We start from the raw sequence: 16312 nt of genomic DNA, 5'->3' as shown, positions 1-16312 counted from the left end.
CATGCGACGCCTTCTTCTGACCTGCCTCTTGCCGCTGATGCTGGCCGCCTGCGTGGTGGTGCCGCTGCCGCAGCAGGACAGCGGCGGTCAGCCCGCGCAGTTCCTCGAAAGCCCCTCGGGCGCCGAGTTGAACGCGCTGCGGCAACGCAACGGTCTGCCGCCGCTCAGCTATTCACCGGTGTTGCAAAGGGTGGCGCAGGGCCATGCGCGCGACATGGCGCGGATGCGAAAGATGACCCACACCGGCAGCGACGGCAGCCAGATCGGCGACCGCATCAAGCGCAGCGGCTACAACCTGCGGCGCGGGGCCGAGAATATCGCCGTCACGCGCAACGGTCTGAGCGGGGCGATGACGATCTGGCGCAACTCGCCGCCGCATCGCGCCAATATGCTGATGCGCGATGTCACCGAATACGGGCTGGCGCGCAGCGGCAATTACTGGGCGATGGTGGTGGCGCGGACCAAATAGCGCGCTTGCCGAACCGCCGCCGCCGCGCCATCTAGAGCGGTGACCTTGTCTTTTACGGAGCCCCTCATGCGCTTTGCCCCCGTGGCCCTGAGCCTTGCCATTGCGTCCCTGACGCTGAGCGCCTGCGTCGACGTGCGCACCACCTCTTCCGTCACCGCCGCGCAGCCTGCTGCACGCAGCGCCGGTCAGAGTGCCCCTGCCGCGTCGCGCGGAGGGCAGATCGATGGTGCCAGCATCGTCGAGTTGCGTCGCGCGCCCTCGCAGGTGGTGCAAAGCTCGGCCTCGCAGGCGGCCTCGGCGCTGAACAGCTGGCGCCGGGCGCAGGGGCTGGCACCGCTCAGCCGCTCGGCGCAGTTGCAGCGCGCGGCGCAGGCGCATTCGGACGACATGGCGCGAATGAACAAGATGAGCCACGTAGGCAGCGACGGCAACCGCGTCGGCGCACGTGCGCGGGCCGCGGGCTATGACTACCGGGAGGTGGCCGAAAACGTCGCGACAACCCCTCTGGGCATCGACAGCGCCATGGAGCTTTGGGCGAAATCGCCCTCGCACCGCGCCGCCATGTCGCGCAGCGACCTGCGCGAGTTCGGCCTTGCGCAGAATGGCCGCTACTGGACGCTTGTGATGGGGCTGCGCAAGTAAGCGCTCTTCAGATCGCGCGTTCCCCGGCGCGTGCCCCGGCCACATAGGTGGCTTGGATCGCGCGGTCATCGCCCATCATGATGGTTGGGAACAGCGCCTCCCAGATGTCCTCGGCGCTGCCTGCGCGCTGCGCGATGGCGGGGGTGGAGGCCAGATCAAGCACGGTGAAATCCGCCTCGAGACCGGGCGCAAGGTTGCCGATCCGGTCCTCTGCCATGAGCGAGATTGCCGAACCCTGCGTCGCCAGCCACAGCAGTTCCGCCGGGTGCAGCGCCCGGTGGCGCAGCTGCGCCACCTCGTAGGCCGCCGCCATGGTGCGCAGCATGGAAAACGACGAGCCGCCGCCGGTGTCTGTGGCGAGGCCGACGCGCATCCCGGCCTTTGTCAGCCCGTCCATGTCGAACAGGCCCGAGCCGATGAAGGTGTTCGAGGTCGGGCAATGCACCAGCGCCGCGTTCACCTCTTTCAGCCGCGCGTATTCGCGCGGCTCGAGATGGATGGCATGACCGTAAAGACCGCGCGCGCCCAGCAGACCGTAGGCCTCGTAGGTGTCGAGGTAGTCGCGCGCCTGCGGGTAAAGCGATTTGACCCATGCGATCTCGTCGGTCTGCTCTGACAGATGGGTCTGCATCAGCACTTCGGGATGCTCGGCCCAGAGCGCGCCAAGCGCCTGCAATTGCTCGGGCGTCGAGGTGGGCGAAAAGCGTGGGGTGATCACATACTCGGCGCGGCCCTTGCCGTGCCAGCGCTCGAGCAGCGTCTTGCTGTCGTCATAGGCCGATTGCGCGCTGTCGCGCAGGAATTCGGGCGCGGTGTCGCGGTCCATGCAGGTCTTGCCGGCGAACACCCGCATGCCGCGCGCCTCGGCGGCGCTGAACAGCGCCTCGGCCGATGCGGGATGGATGGTGCAGTAAGAGCAGACAGAGGTGGTGCCATGCGCCAGCAGCAGGTCCAGATACCGCCCGGCGATCTCGTCGGCATAGGCGCGGTCGGCAAAGCGCGCCTCGGTGGGAAAAGTGTAGTCGTTCAGCCAGTTGATCAGCCGCTTGCCCCAGCTGGCGATCATCGGCGTCTGCGGGTAATGCGCATGCGCGTCGACAAACCCCGGCACGATCAGCGCTTGCCCGTGGTCCTCCACCTCGGCATCGGGGGAGGTGGCCCGCAGCGCCTCGGCGGTGCCCAGGTCGCGAATCACGCCATCCTCGACCAGCAGCGCCCCGGCGCTTTCAAAACGCGCGGCGGCGGGGCCTTCGGCGAAGGGCGAGGCGGTGAAACTCAGCGTCTGGCCGAGATGAAGCGTTTTCGGCATGCGGATCCTCGTGAAAGCGGCCGCCCTAGGATGCGGAGGGCCGGGGTCAAGCGCAATGCGCCTCTGTTGCTCGTTCCCGCAATCCCCTAGAGTTTGCCCGTACGGCATTCAATGGGGCAGGGCATGACCGAAGAGACCGGAAACCCGGCGGCGGAAGAGACCCAGGACGACGACACCAACCCGCTGGAACGCAAGGTGGTGACCTCGATCCTCTACGCGGTGGACGTGGGTGATCGCGAACAGCTCGTCGAGCTGATGGAACCGCTGCACCCGGCCGACATCGCCGACCTTCTGGAGCAGATCAACGCCTTCGACCGGATGCGGCTGATCAAGCTCTACGACAAGGAATTCGACGGCGACATCCTGTCCGAGCTTGACGACTCGATCCGCGAAGAGGTGATCCGCGCGCTGAACCCCGAGGTTCTGGCCGACGCGGTGCGCGAGCTTGACAGCGACGACGTGGTCGACCTGCTCGAGGACCTCGAGAAAGATCAGCAGACCGCGATCCTCGACGCGCTCGAGGACAGCGACCGGATCGCGGTGGAAAAATCGCTGACCTACCCGGAGTATTCCGCGGGTCGCCTGATGCAGCGCGAAGTGGTCATGGCGCCGGAATACTGGAATGTCGGCGAGGCGATCGACTATCTGCGCAGCACCGAAGACCTGCCCGAGCAGTTCTACCACATCATCCTCGTCGATCCGAAGCTGCGCCCGGTGGGCAATGTCACCCTGGGCAAGCTGATGGCCTCGCGCCGCGAGGTGCTGCTGAAATCGCTGGTGGAAGAGACGTTCAACGTGATCCCGGTGACCCGCCCCGAGGCCGAGGTCGCCTATATGTTCAACCAGTACCACCTGATCTCGGCGCCGGTGGTGGACGAGAACGAGCGGCTGGTGGGTGTCATCACCATCGACGACGCGATGACCGTGCTCGACGAGGAGCACGAAGAGGACATCCTGCGCCTCGCCGGCGTTGGCGACGAGAGCCGGATTTCCGACAGCGTGCTGGAGACCACAAAGCAGCGTATCCCGTGGCTTGGGGTGAACCTGCTGACCGCCATCCTCGCCTCGCTGGTGATCGCGCAGTTCGAGGACACGATCGGCGCGCTGGTGGCGCTGGCGGTGCTGATGCCCATCGTCGCCTCGATGGGCGGCAACGCCGGCACCCAGTCGCTGACCGTGGCGGTGCGGGCGCTGGCCACCAAGGACCTCACAAGTGCCAACCTCTGGCGCGTGGTCCGGCGTGAACTGATGGTCGGGCTGATCAACGGCGCCTGTTTCGCTCTGGTCATGGGCGTGCTCGAATACTTCTGGTTCGGCAGTTACATGCTGGCGCTGGTGATCGCCGCGGCGATGGTCATCAACCTCGTGGTGGCAGGGCTGGCGGGGATCGCCGTGCCGGTGGTGCTCGACAAGTTCAAGATCGACCCGGCGCTGGCGTCGGGCACTTTTGTTACCACGGTGACCGACGTGGTGGGCTTTTTCGCCTTCCTCGGGCTGGCGCAGGTGGTGCTGCTGTGAGCGGGGTGGTTTCTCTGGCAGAGGTGAAACGTGCCGCGCGGGCCGCTGCTGCCGCGCGCCGCGAGGCCGCCCATGCCGCCGATACCGGGGCGGGCGCCGGGCAGTTGAGCGCCGTGCTGGCGGGCTACCGCGGCGTGCCGCTGGCGGGCTACATGCCGATCCGCTCGGAGATCGACCCGCTGCCGGCGATGGCCGAGGCGGCGGCGCATGGCCCGGTGGCGATCCCGGTGATCGACGCACTGCACCAGCCGCTGCGCTTCGCCCGCTGGGAGCCGGAGATGCCGCTGGTCGAAGGCCGCTTCGGCGCGGCGATCCCGGCACAGCCTGAGTTCATCACCCCCGAGATCCTGATCGTGCCACTGCTGGCCTTCACCCGCGCCGGGCACCGTCTTGGCTATGGCGGGGGCTTTTACGATCGCACGCTGGCGCTGCTGCGCGCCGCGCGTCCGGCGCTGGCGGTCGGTTTTGCCTACGCCGAGCAGGAGGCGGCGGAGATACCGCTCGAGCCCACTGACGCGCCGCTCGACATGATCGTTACCCCAGCCGAGGTGATCACCCCACCGACCGCCTGATCGTGTCTTGGCAGGGCCCGAGCGGCTAGAGCGGCGACAGGGGCCACAGGGGCCACAGGGGCTGCGCGCGGGCGCTTGATCGCGGGATGTGGTATGCTTGGCGCAGTCCTAGCAAAGGGAGTCCCTGCCATGCGCAGATTTATCGCTCTTGCCGCGCTGATGCTCGCCGGTGCCTGCAGCCAGACTGTCCCGCGTTCCGGGCCGACGGAATCAGAGGGGCAAACCTTCATCGAACAGGGCGCCTATGAGGGCGGTGGGCGCTACTATGTGGCGCCAATGGCGTTTCCCGAAGAGTGAGTGCGGAAACTGCCCTATGCACCGTGGGGTCACGGCTGCGCCGTGAGCGCCTGCGGCGCGCGTATTTGACAAGAGAAGAAGGCGGCAGGGCGCGACGCTTCCGCCTTCTTCTCTTTGAAAATACGCCGGGGGTGAGCCGCGCAGCGGCGAGGGGGCAGCGCCCCCTCTTGCCTTGGTGTTTGCGTCTCCGAGCAGCGATTTGGGCCGAACGGATCGCCTGCGGCGCGTCCCGCGGTTCCGATGATTGTCTCCCCGCCTCGCACCTGCTGGATGCAAGGCCTCACCGAGAGCTCAGCGTGCGTTGGCGGGTCTCTGCAAAGACGACCTTCGAGCAGACCAACAACCGGGCCCTCGCGCCGGGGCGCGCAGGCCTGGCGTGGCTGTGGGACCGTCAACTCGTTGCCGCATCCAGCCCTTGATCGAGGTCGGCGATGATGTCTGCGAGGTCTTCGATGCCGATCGAGATGCGCACCACGTTGGGTGCGGCCCCGGCCTTCACCTGCTGGGCTTCTTCAAGTTGCCTGTGGGTGGTCGAGGCAGGGTGGATGATCAGGCTGCGCGTGTCGCCAAGGTTGGCCACATGGCTGAACAGCTTCAGGCTGTCCACCAGTTTGACGCAGGCGTCATAGCCGCCCTTGATCGCCACGGTGAACAGCGCGCCGGCGCCTTTGGGAACGATGCGCTGCGCCCGCGCGTACCACGGCGAAGACGGCAGGCCCGCGTAGGTCACCGCCTCGACGCGCGGGTTTTTTTCCAGCCATTCGGCCACCGCTTGCGCGTTCTTCACGTGCCGCTCCATGCGCAGGCCCAGCGTCTCGATCCCCATAAGCGTATAATGCGCGCCCTGCGGGTTCATCGTCATGCCGAGATCGCGCAGCCCCACCGCGATCGAGTGGAAAGTGAAGGCCATCGGCCCCAGTGCCGCGTGGAAGGTCAGGCCATGATAGGCAGGCTCGGGCTGCGAGAGTGACGGGAACTTGTCCGAGGCCGACCAGTCGAACTGTCCCGAGTCGACCACGATGCCGCCGGTGACGGTGCCGTTGCCGGTCAGGTATTTGGTTGCCGAATGCACCACCAGCGTCGCGCCATGCTCGATGGGTTTGCAGAGCCATGGCGTGGCCGTAGTGTTGTCGACGATCAGCGGGATGCCTGCCTCGTCGGCGATCTTCGCCATCGCGCCGAGATCGGTGACATAGCCGCCGGGATTGGCGATGGTCTCGCAGAAGAGCGCTCGGGTGTTCTCGTCGATCGCCGCCTTCACCGCATCCAGATCGTCGGTGTCGACGAAGGTGGCAGACCAGCCGAACCGCCTGATGGTCTGGCTGAACTGGGTGATGGTGCCGCCATAGAGCCGCGAAGACGAGACGATGTTGCAGCCCGGTCCCATCAGCGGGAACAGCGCCATGATTTGCGCCGCGTGTCCCGATGAGCAGGCGATGCCGCCCGCGCCGCCTTCGAGCGCGGTGACCCGGTTCGCCAGCGCCGAGACGGTGGGATTGGTCAGCCGCGAGTAGATATAGCCGACCTCTTCGAGATTGAAGAGCCGGGCCGCGTGATCCGCGTCGCGGAACACGTAAGACGTGCTCTGGTAGATCGGCACCTGCCGGGCGCCAGTGGCCGCGTCGGGCTCGGCGCCTGCATGCACGGCGAGCGTGTCGAAGCCAAGGGTCTTGTCTGTCATGAAAATACTCCTCCTTACCATGTGGCACGTTAGGCAAGCCGCGCGGCGGCGGCAATGACCGGGGGGGATGTGCCGGCGAATCCTCTGGTGCCTGAGGTGGGTTGCCGGGACGCCGCCGCGATTGGCGGCGCCCCGTCGCTTAGGCCCGGTTCAGCGCGGGCGCGCCGTCCCCGAGCCAAGCGCGGTCGAACCGGTCAGCCGCATCCTGTTCCAGCTCTTGCGCCCCGCCGCGGCGCGCGACCTCGGCAAGCCCCCAGAGGGCCCAAGCATTGCCCGGGTGGCTGGACAGCGCCGCGTTGAAAACCTCTTGCGCGCCCTGAGCGTCACCTGCCTGCAGGCGAACCGCGCCCAGCGTCTGACGGACCGGGTCGTACCAGTAGGGCGGCTCCGTGTAGGAGATGGTGGCTTCGAGCGCGGCGGGGACCGCGGCGCCCATGCCCCTCTGAGGGACGCCATCTGCCTCCAATAGTCCTAAGGCTGCATGTTCATCAGCGCGTCGGCGTGGATAAAATGGCTATTGGGATCGTCCGGAAATCGTGTCGCAACCTTGGCCATCGCATCGGCAAATGCCTTGTTCAGCAGGTCGCGATCACCGCCCTCGGACGCGTCGGGTAGGACCAATGCGCGTGCCAGCGCGATCTGCATTTCCGTCACGGCGGTATCGGTGGCGCTCTTGGCGGCGTTGACGGCCGCCGCGACGTTCTCCTCATGCATGCCATCGTTGAGGTCGGGACCGAGCAAGTAGGCCTCGGCCCAATGGCAGGCAAAGCAAGTGGGGGCGGCGGGTGTGGTGGCGAAAATTGCGATCAGTACGCGATGCCGCGATAACGCCGTGGCCGCTTGGCACCGGCAGGCGCGCTGGCCCGAGGTGCGCTGACGTAGCAGATGCCGCGGTAAACCATCGGCAGGCTGACCGGCTGCGCGGTCGACGGCCTTCGGGTCGGCAGATAGGCCACGCTGCGATAGCGCAGTACATGTCCCTCGGGCTTCGAGAGGGAAACGGGCCTGGCCGGCCCGGAAATCGAGACGGGTGACTTCGTAAAGGTCATGAAAATCATCCTTGGAGGTTCGATGGTTGAAAAGTTGGCCTTGGTTGAAAATCGCTTGGCCGGGGTGCCCGGCGCGGGTCTGGAAAGGGTCTGTCAGGGCCGGCCGCTAAAGCGGGCCGGCGTGGGTGTCCCACCGCCCGGATGACGGGCGGTGGGCGTTTTCATGCGGCGCGGCTGGGCGCGCAGCAGTCGGCCATCGCCTCGACGTGGCGGTGATCGGTGCCGCAGCACCCGCCGATCACGGCAAGGTTCGGCAATAGCCGCCGCAGACGCGCGTAGTCGCGGCCCAGTTCATCCGGATTGCCAGCGTCAAGTTCCTCGGCTTCATCCAGTTCGGCGTGGCTGAGCCGCGAGGCGTTGGCCCGGATGCCGCCGATCCGTTTCAGCCAGCCGGAGCCAGCTTCAAGTGCGTCGCGGAAATGATCCGGATGGGCACAGTTGACCATGAAGTAGGCGGCGGCGCCTCCGGTCGCGGCGTCGGTCTGCGCGATGGCAGCGCCAAGCTCGGTGCCATCGGGCAAGCGGCCGTCGGTCTCGACCGTATAGGCCACCACCACTGGCAGGCCTGCCTTCACCGCGGCGCGGATCACGCCCACGCCCTCGGCCACTGTGGACAGCGTGAAGGCGCTGACCATGTCGGCGTCGGTTTCGGCGAACCAGTTGATCTGCTCGGCGTGATAGGCCTCGGCCTCCGCGGCGGTCATTGCAGTGTCGGGCCGGTAGCCGTCGCCGCGTGGACCAATGTTGGCCGAGACGACGACCGGCCGGACGTTGCTGGCGGCGGCCCGAAGGTCCGATAGGAAGCTGATCGACGTTTTGTTGATGCGGGCGAGGTCTTCAGGGCCGTGTCCGAGCTGCGCGCCCCAGTCCCGGCTGGCCCGCCATGTCGGGGCCTCGAGCACAAAACCGGTGCCGTGATCGGCGGCGATGGCCAGATGGCGGCGGTAATAGCGTGCGAGAATGTCGCGGCCCTCGGCGCTGTCCATCAGCGGGTAGGACGCGAAGGCCGGAAGGTCGAGGCCCTCTAGGAAAATGAGTGTCGTCTCCAGCCCCGAGTCGGTCAGCAAGAGCGCGCCGCTCAATTGCGGCAGATTGTTGCGATAAGAAGTCATCTGGATCACCATGGAAATGGGTGGCGAAGTGCGAGCCGCGTGGCCGGATCGACGGAATGAGTTTCGCCAAGGCCAAGGTCGGCGCGGATGTGGCGGGATAGTTCGTGCGGAGCGATGGGCGGTCGGGCGCGGCGGAGCCGCCATCCCGACCAGAATGGTTTTTTGAAAGGTTGCATGGGTCGTTTCACCTTGTTTTTGGTCGTGGGGGCTTTCTCTCGCATGGCCGTGAAACGCTGCGGAGGCTGTGCGTGAAAGGCGCGTGAAACCATGGAACTTTGGCTCGAGTGCCTTGGAGGCTTCGCGTTGTCCCGTGACGGCACTCGGATATCGCTGAGTGCGCGCAAGGCCCGGATGCTTCTTGGGCTGCTTGCCGCGGCGCGCCGCCGGGGCATGCCACGGGCGCGCCTCGCCGCGCTGCTGTGGGAGACGAGCGACGCCGAGCAGGCGCGGGTCAGCCTGCGGCAGGCTTTGGCGCAAATTCGCCGCGCCGGCGGAGAAGGGTGGATCGAGGCGGACGGGGACGAGCTTCGCCTCGGTGCTTCGGTCGCCACCGATCTCGACAGCTTCCATGCAGCCCTTGCGCGCAACGACGCCGCCGAGGCGGTGCGGCTTTATCGCGGCCCCTTCCTCGATGGCCACGATGGTCTTTTACCAGACCTTGAGCAGGCGCTTTCAGCCGAGCGGGCAAGGCTTTCCAGTCTCGCCTGCGACACGCTCGCGCGGGAACTCGCGCGGGTGCAGGACGGTGCTTCGGCCTCGGCGCTGGCGCATCGCCTGCTTGCTCTCGATCCGCTCAATGAGGTGGCTCATCGCCGGTTGATGCAGATCGACGCCGCCAACGGCATGCGCGGCGCCGCGCGGGCGCGCTACGAGGCGCTCGAGATCGCGCTGTCACGTGACCTCGGCACACGTCCAGAGCCGGAAACTCGGGCTCTCTTCGAGCGGCTTCGCCGCGGCGCGGCCCAGATATCAGATCCGGCTCCGGCGATTGAGGGTGGCGCGGGCGTGGGCGTCGCTCCGGCTTACCTGCTTCTCGGCCTCGAGATGGACGACACGTCTGATCGAAGGCTGCTCTGCGGTGCGGCGCGCGCAGCGGGGGGAGAGGAGCATGCCGTAGGCCCGGGGGAAATCGCGTTCCTGTTCACACGGCAGGAACTGCGGGCGGTTTCCAAGGCCGCGCTGGAACTGGCCGAGGTGGCAGGCGGCAGCATGGCGTTTGGACTGGTCGGTGCTACGCCGGATGCAAAGCTGCCGACCCGTTGCCTTGTCGATGCCCGGCGGATCGCGGCGATTGCCGAGCCGGGGCAGGTCCTGCTCGCCCGAGACCTCGCCGCCCGTCTGGGTCTTGCTGCTGCCCCGGACCAGCGCGCGGTGCATCTGCAAGCCGGGGCCGCATCCCGGCGCCCGCAACTTCCGATGGTTGGGCGTGCCCTTGAACTGGCGCAGGTCGAGGCCGCGATAGCTGCTGCCGCGGATATGAAAACGAGCCTCGTCGTTCACATCTCGGGCGAAGCGGGGATCGGCAAGAGCCGTCTCGCGACCGAAGTTTTGCACCGTGCCGCGGGCTGGGGACGCGCGACCGTCGAGATTGGCTTCGATGCGTTTTCACCCGGCGAGCGTCATCCTGCGCAAAGGTTGGCCTCGAGTCTGCCCAACGCCCCCAGACCAAGACCCGAGGCGACGGCGGTGGAACGGGCGGTGCTGGCATGGCTGGCGGATCCAGAGGTCACCGTGGAGGCGGCGCTCCGGATGAGCGCGCTTGATCCCGAGACCCAGCAGCGCCTGATCCTTGATGTCCTCTCCGATGCGCTCAGGCAGTCTGCGCACGATGCCGCGCTTATCGTGCTGATCGAGGATTGCCACTGGAGCCCGGTTGGCGCGGGAGATTTCATTCTTGAATTGCTGCGTCGCCTGCAGGACAGCCCGGTGGTCTTCCTGCTCACCGAGCGGCCGCACGACGGCAGCCTCGACCACCGACTGTCTGCGCGCGCCCAGACGGGCGTCGTGCGGATTGCGCTGTCTCCTCTGCCGCAATCCGCATCGCGCGAGTTGGTCCAAGCGATCGCGCCCGGACACGCCGCCGCCAGCGCGACCGTTGACCACGCGGGCGGGCACCCGCTGTTTCTCATCCGGCTGCTTGAAGCCAAGTGGTCAGCGGGAGCCTTGCCGCAGTCGATCGCGGAACTGGTGCAGGAGCAGATCGAACGCCTGCCGGAGCCCGAGCGCGCCGCATTGCGCTGTGCGTCGATCCTCGGGGTCAAATTCTCCTCCGACGATTGCGCCAAGATCTTTCCCGAAATCCCAGCTCCACGCGCGAGCGGGGACCTGCTTCACCCGGCGGACCCGGGCCTTGCCTTCGGGCATGATCTGGTCCACCGCGCGATCTATGAATCCGTCCCTGTCCCGCTTCGCAAAGAGTGGCACGCCCGCGCCGCCGCGTACTACCAGCAAAGCGATCCGATCCGCTGGGCGGATCATGCCCTGAAAACCGACAGCGATGCCGAGGCCTGCCGCGCGGCAGCTGCCGCGGCGAACGCAATGATCGCAGCGCGGCGCTTTTCAGCGGCGCTGCCATACGTCGAAGCGGGACTTTCGCGCGGCGGAGAGCCGGAGGCGGTGGCCGAATTGCATTCGTGCCGCGCGGGGCTTCGCCGGATCCGGGGCGACATGGCCGGTGCGCTCGATGACTACCGGGCGGCCCACGCCAGCGCGACCCGCGCGGCAACGCGGGCCGCTATGCTGTGCCGTCAGGCGTTGGTCCTGCACAGGATGGACCGCGGTGCCGAGGCCGACAGGGCGCTGGACGCTGCAGAGGACATCGCCGACAGCATAGGCCTGAGCGGCCTCGGGCGGGCCGAGATCCATGAGCAGCGCGGAAACCGGGCCTTCGTGCTGGGTGATCACGCGGCCTGCATGGCCCAGCACCGGGCCTCGCTCGCGGCGGCGGAGGCGACCGGCGATCCGCGTGGCATCGCCCGCGGGCATGGGGGCATTGGCGATGCCGCCTACGCCGCGGGCCGGTTCGCCACCGCCTATCGCCACTTCACGCTGGCCGTCGAAAAGGCCGAAGAGGCCGGTCTGGGGCTGGTCCGAGAAGAATACCTCTTCATGCGTGCTTTCTCGCTGTTCTTTGCCGAGCCGGGACCACGTGCCCATCTTCTGGCCGATATCGCCATCGACAGCGCCATCCAGTGCGGCGCGGCCCGGACCGAGATGATCGGACGGGAGATCCGCGCCGAGATGCGGTTGGCCAACGCCGATATGAGAGGGCTGGAGGAGGATCTGGAGGCAATCGCCGGTCTCGCGACGGCGCGCGGCGAGAAACGGTTTTCGAAGGATGTGGAGACGCTCTATGCCTTTGTCGATTTGCGGCGCGGGGACATGGCCTCGGCGCGGGCTCGCATTGATCCGCTGCTGCCCGGCGCCGGATCGGATGCCTATATCGGCGGCACGATCTTCGGCCTTGCTGTTCTCGTGGCGAGGGACCGCGCCGAAAGGGATCAGGCCATCGCGAATGGCTTGGCCTGCCTTGAGCGGGGGGCACTGGCGCATGCGGGCATCTGGTTTCACGGCTGCGTTCTCGAGCGTGCTGTCTTGGACGCAGACGCGGCGCTCGCGCGGCGGCACATTGGTCTGCTTGAGCGTCTTGCAGCGGACGAGCCGATCGGCCTTGTTTCGCTTTTGATCAACGCCGTCGAACTGGGCCTTGGCCTGACCACAGAGATCGTACCCAGCGATCTGGAAGCCACTCTTAGGAAGGCGTGTCTTGCAGACTTCGTCCGCTTTCACGCCCGCGAAACGTATTAGATGAACGCCACGTGGCCCCGGCGGTCCCATCAGTGTCCGGTTGCCGGGAGAGTGCGTGAGGCACCATTGCGCAGGCGTCAGACGATGTGCCCCTGTTTGAAGGTCTGCCCGAAAGCAAACGAGGGTCCTCGAAAGAAATCGCAAGGAAGGCCCCGGTGCAAAGCTTACCCGCCGCACAGTGCGGTGCCAGCCGCACCGACGTCGCGCATGTGGTCCCGTGCAACCAAGCAATATGTGCCAGCGCCCTTATTCGGTGCCGCTGACCGATAGGGGTGCCGCGCCAGCGCGGAGGCGGCACGGCAAGGTTCGGCCCCGAAGGGCGCCTCTGGCGTGCGCTTAGAGCGCCCGCCAGCCGATGTCACGCCGGCAAAAGCCCTCGGGCCAGTCCACCGCGTCCACAAGCGCGTAGGCGCGGCTCTGCGCCTCGGCCAGCGTGGCGCCGCGGGCGGTGGCGTTGAGCACCCGGCCGCCGGTGGCGACGACCTGTCCGTCCTTGCTGGCGGTGCCGGCGTGGAACATCTGGGTAAAGCTGTCCTCGGTCAGCGCGTCCAGCCCGCCGATCGCCGTGCCTTTCTTGTAGCTGCCCGGATAGCCCTCGGCGGCCATCACCACGGTCATCGCGTGATCGTCCGCCCAGGTCACCTGCGCCTCGGCCAGACGGCCCTCGGCGCAGGCGTGGATCAGGTCGAGCGCCTGTGCGCCGAGCCGCATCATCAGCACCTGACACTCGGGATCACCGAAGCGCACGTTGTATTCCACCAGTCGCGGCTGGCCGTTCTCGATCATCAGGCCGACGTAGAGCACGCCCTGATACGGCGTGCCGCGGCGGGCCATCTCGGCCATGGTCGGCTTGACGATCTCGTCGAGCGCCTTTTGTGCCACCTCATCCGACAGAACCGGGGCAGGGGAATAGGCCCCCATGCCGCCGGTGTTGGGGCCGGTGTCGCCCTCGCCGACGCGCTTGTGGTCCTGCGCGGTGCCGATGGGCAGCACGTCGGTGCCGTCGACCAGCACGAAATAAGACGCTTCCTCGCCGGTCATGAACTCTTCGATCACCACCTCGGCGCCGGCGCCGCCGAAAGCGCCGCCGAACATGTCATCGATCGCCTCTTCGGCCTGCGCGACGGTTTCGGCGATGATCACGCCCTTGCCGGCGGCGAGCCCGTCGGCCTTGACCACGATGGGCGCGCCTTCGGCGCGGACATGCGCCTTGGCGCTCTCGGCGTCGGTGAAATGGCCGTATCCGGCGGTGGGCGCTTTCGCGGCGTCGCAGATTTCCTTGGTGAAACTCTTCGAGGCCTCGAGCTTCGCGGCGGCCTGACTTGGTCCGAAGACCAGCATGCCCGCATCGCGCAGCCGGTCGGCGACGCCGCTGGCCAGCGGCGCCTCGGGGCCGATGATCACCAGATCGATGGCATTGTCGCCGGCGAACTCGGCCACCGCGCCACCATCCTCGATATCGAGCGTGGCGCATTCGGCGATCTGCGCGATGCCCGCATTGCCGGGCGCGACGATCAGCTTGTCGCACTTGGGGTTCTGCATGACCGCCCAGGCCAGGGCATGTTCGCGACCGCCGCCGCCGAGGATGAGGATATTCATGGGCACCGCTCTGCTGTTTGAGGATCGCGGCTGTCCTAGCGGGGGCGGGCAGATCTGGCAAGACGTGAGGGCAGCCGGTCGTGAAGCCCGGCTGGGGCCGGCCCGGCAATGTAACAGCCGGATGAAATCTGCGGAACGGGGTCGCCGGCGGCTCGTTTGGCATGGGCAACCCGGCGCGGGCCATCGGCCGCGCGCTGCATCGCATGGAGACTGCCATGATCGAAAAGACCTATTACGTTACCCGCGACCTCGACATCGACGGGATGCATTTCGTGCATACCGAGGAGTGTCAGGTCTTTCCCCAGACCGCCACGGTAGAGCTTGGGGCGTTTGAAAGCTGCGCGCCGGCGCTCGTCCGGGCGCGCGAGGGCCGCACCCCGGTCGAAGCCTGCGCCCTGTGCTGCCCGCGCTGTCACAAGGTGGATGCAGGCGAGGTGGCCGAGGCCGCCCGGCGCGAGACCGCCTGAGCAGGGCCATGGGCGGCGCGCATCAAGCGCGGCCGGTTTTGCCGCTGCCTGTCTTTATCCGCTTCCGCAGGACCTTTGGGCAGAACCTTTGGGCAGGATTGCGGGGGCACAGCGGCTTTCCCTCGGCGGCGCGGGCAGTTACTCTGCCCGCAAGACGAGCAGGACGAGCAGCATGGACCTATTCGAAGACGACGGCCCGGGTGGGGACGCCGAGGGCAATACGCCGGAATTCACCGTCTCCGAGATTTCCGGAGCGGTCAAACGGGTGATCGAGGGCGAGTTCGGCTTTGTCCGGGTGCGCGGCGAACTGGGGCGAATCTCGCGCCCGCGTTCAGGGCATCTCTACCTCGACCTGAAGGACGACAAATCGGTGCTTTCGGGCATCGTCTGGCGCGGCGTCGCCAGCAAGCTCGACATGCAGCCCGAAGAGGGGATGGAGGTCATCGCCACCGGGCGGCTGACCACCTATCCGGGCCAGTCGCGCTATCAGATCATTATCGAAGACATGCGGCCCGCCGGGCTTGGCGCGCTGATGGCAATGCTGGAAAAGCGCAAGGCGCAGCTGCAGGCCGAGGGTCTTTTCGCGCCTGAGCGCAAGCGCCCGCTGCCGTTTCTGCCCGAGGTGATCGGCGTGGTGACCTCGCCCTCGGGGGCGGTGATCCGCGACATTCTGCACCGCCTGCGCGAGCGCTTCCCGCGCAAGGTGCTGATCTGGCCCGTCGCGGTGCAGGGTAAGGCCTGCGCGCCCGAAGTGACCCGCGCCATCGAGGGTTTCAACAAGCTTACACCCGGCGGTGCGCTGCCGCGGCCCGACCTGCTGATCGTCGCGCGTGGCGGCGGCTCGGTCGAGGATCTTTGGGGCTTCAACGAGGAGAGCGTGGCGCGGGCCGCGGCGGCCTCGGAGATCCCGCTGATCTCGGCTGTGGGGCACGAGACCGACACCACGCTGATCGATTTCGTCTCGGACAAGCGCGCGCCGACGCCGACCGCCGCCGCAGAGATTGCCGTGCCGGTGCGCATGGAACTGCTGGCGCGCGCCGCCGAAGCACAACTGCGGCTCACCCGCGCGCAGACCCATCGGCTGGAGATCCGCGGCCAGCGGCTGCGCGATCTGGCGCGCGGCCTGCCGCGGCCCGAGATGCTGCTCGATCAGCCGCGCCAACGCATCGATCTGCTGGCCGACCGGCTGCCGCAGGCGCTGATCCGCGGCGTCGACCGCCGCCGTCTGGCGCTGTCGCAGCCCGCCGGGGCGCTGCGTCCGGGTCTGCTTACGCGGATGATGGCGACGCGCGCCGAGGCCTTGGGGCGCCGCGCCGACCGGCTGTCGATCCGGCCCATCCAGCGCGAGATCGCGCTTGGAGGAGACCGGCTGAAAGCGCTTGGCAAACGGCTTGAGGATGCGGGCGCGCGCCGGGTCGAGGAACCGCGGTCCAAGCTCGACGGGCTGGAGCGGCTGCTGCAGACGCTGAGCTACAAGGGCACGCTGGCGCGCGGCTACGCGGTGGTGCGCGGCGAGGGCGGGCAGGTGCTGACCTCTTCCGCAGCCGCCAAGGAGGCCAGCGGGCTGGAGATCGAATTCGCCGACGGTCGCATGAAGATCGGCGGCGGCGGCGCGGCGGCGGCGAAGCCGAAGAAGGCACCGCAGAAGAAACCGGAGCAGGGCAGCTTGTTCTGACCCGCGCAGTACGGCCGGGTCAGAGGTTGTGAGGGTGAGGACTGTCGGGGGCGCTGCCCCCGCCGCGCTTTGCGCGGCTCCCCCGGGATATTTCCTTCTAGACGAAGCGGCAGCG

15 protein-coding genes are annotated in these 16312 nt (G+C 67.5%); 8 read left to right on the top strand and 7 right to left on the bottom strand.

Annotated features, from left to right (window positions below; translation table 11 throughout):
- The first annotated feature begins 1 nt into the window (after position 1).
- Together ACXAJT_RS03205 and ACXAJT_RS03200 are read left to right on the top strand one after the other, a co-directional pair.
- Positions 2–469: a CAP domain-containing protein gene (locus tag ACXAJT_RS03205; protein ID WP_475232968.1), complete on the top strand. Its 468-nt coding sequence runs from the start codon at positions 2–4 to the stop codon at positions 467–469.
- Between the two features lie 66 nt (positions 470–535).
- Positions 536–1111 carry a CAP domain-containing protein gene (locus ACXAJT_RS03200; protein ID WP_475232964.1) on the top strand — a complete coding sequence of 192 codons (576 nt, stop codon included), beginning with the start codon at positions 536–538 and terminating at the stop codon, positions 1109–1111.
- A 7-nt stretch (positions 1112–1118) separates the two neighbouring features.
- On the opposite strand, the gene guaD is transcribed toward ACXAJT_RS03200, so the two are convergent.
- Entirely contained in the window at positions 1119–2420 is a 1302-nt protein-coding gene (gene guaD / locus ACXAJT_RS03195) for a guanine deaminase (protein WP_475232962.1), read from the bottom strand.
- 123 nt (positions 2421–2543) lie between these two features.
- On the opposite strand from guaD, the gene mgtE reads away from it, so the two are divergent.
- From mgtE to ACXAJT_RS03180, 3 genes are all read left to right on the top strand, one after another.
- Entirely contained in the window at positions 2544–3938 is a 1395-nt protein-coding gene (mgtE, locus tag ACXAJT_RS03190) for a magnesium transporter (RefSeq protein ID WP_475232960.1), read from the top strand.
- Between the two features lie 5 nt (positions 3939–3943).
- On the top strand, positions 3944–4510 hold the full coding sequence (locus ACXAJT_RS03185) for a 5-formyltetrahydrofolate cyclo-ligase (RefSeq protein ID WP_475233565.1): 567 nt from the start codon (positions 3944–3946) through the stop codon (positions 4508–4510).
- Between the two features lie 129 nt (positions 4511–4639).
- A complete protein-coding gene (locus tag ACXAJT_RS03180; RefSeq protein WP_475232958.1) occupies positions 4640–4807 on the top strand; it encodes a hypothetical protein in 168 nt (55 codons plus the stop codon).
- Between the two features lie 391 nt (positions 4808–5198).
- Here ACXAJT_RS03180 and ACXAJT_RS03175 read toward each other — a convergent pair whose 3' ends face one another.
- The 5 genes from ACXAJT_RS03175 to ACXAJT_RS03155 all read right to left on the bottom strand — a co-directional run bounded on the left by ACXAJT_RS03175 (position 5199) and on the right by ACXAJT_RS03155 (position 8649).
- A complete protein-coding gene (locus ACXAJT_RS03175) occupies positions 5199–6488 on the bottom strand; it encodes an O-acetylhomoserine aminocarboxypropyltransferase/cysteine synthase family protein (RefSeq protein WP_475232956.1) in 1290 nt (429 codons plus the stop codon).
- A gap of 139 nt (positions 6489–6627) precedes the next feature.
- A complete protein-coding gene (locus ACXAJT_RS03170; RefSeq protein WP_475232954.1) occupies positions 6628–6924 on the bottom strand; it encodes a tetratricopeptide repeat protein in 297 nt (98 codons plus the stop codon).
- A gap of 35 nt (positions 6925–6959) precedes the next feature.
- The gene (locus tag ACXAJT_RS03165; RefSeq protein WP_475232952.1) at positions 6960–7229 is read right to left on the bottom strand and encodes a hypothetical protein; all 270 of its coding nucleotides are present in this window, start codon (positions 7227–7229) and stop codon (positions 6960–6962) included.
- A 65-nt stretch (positions 7230–7294) separates the two neighbouring features.
- Entirely contained in the window at positions 7295–7537 is a 243-nt protein-coding gene (locus ACXAJT_RS03160; protein ID WP_475232950.1) for a hypothetical protein, read from the bottom strand.
- A 161-nt stretch (positions 7538–7698) separates the two neighbouring features.
- On the bottom strand, positions 7699–8649 hold the full coding sequence (locus ACXAJT_RS03155; RefSeq protein WP_475232948.1) for a homocysteine S-methyltransferase family protein: 951 nt from the start codon (positions 8647–8649) through the stop codon (positions 7699–7701).
- A 267-nt stretch (positions 8650–8916) separates the two neighbouring features.
- Here ACXAJT_RS03155 and ACXAJT_RS03150 point away from each other — a divergent pair, with 267 nt between their 5' ends.
- On the top strand, positions 8917–12456 hold the full coding sequence (locus ACXAJT_RS03150; protein ID WP_475232946.1) for an AAA family ATPase: 3540 nt from the start codon (positions 8917–8919) through the stop codon (positions 12454–12456).
- Positions 12457–12792: 336 nt separating this feature from the next.
- Here the strand turns inward: ACXAJT_RS03150 and purD are convergent, their stop codons facing one another.
- A complete protein-coding gene (gene purD / locus ACXAJT_RS03145; RefSeq protein WP_475232944.1) occupies positions 12793–14055 on the bottom strand; it encodes a phosphoribosylamine--glycine ligase in 1263 nt (420 codons plus the stop codon).
- A gap of 215 nt (positions 14056–14270) precedes the next feature.
- Here purD and ACXAJT_RS03140 point away from each other — a divergent pair, with 215 nt between their 5' ends.
- On the top strand, positions 14271–14522 hold the full coding sequence (locus ACXAJT_RS03140; protein WP_475232942.1) for a hypothetical protein: 252 nt from the start codon (positions 14271–14273) through the stop codon (positions 14520–14522).
- A 172-nt stretch (positions 14523–14694) separates the two neighbouring features.
- Positions 14695–16197, top strand: a complete 1503-nt coding sequence (gene xseA / locus ACXAJT_RS03135; RefSeq protein WP_475232940.1) for an exodeoxyribonuclease VII large subunit — start codon at positions 14695–14697, stop codon at positions 16195–16197.
- Positions 16198–16312 lie beyond the last annotated feature (115 nt).

It is taken from the genome of Salipiger sp. ABF4_146 (assembly GCF_056161345.1).
This window is presented reverse-complemented; position numbering and strand designations above follow the sequence as displayed.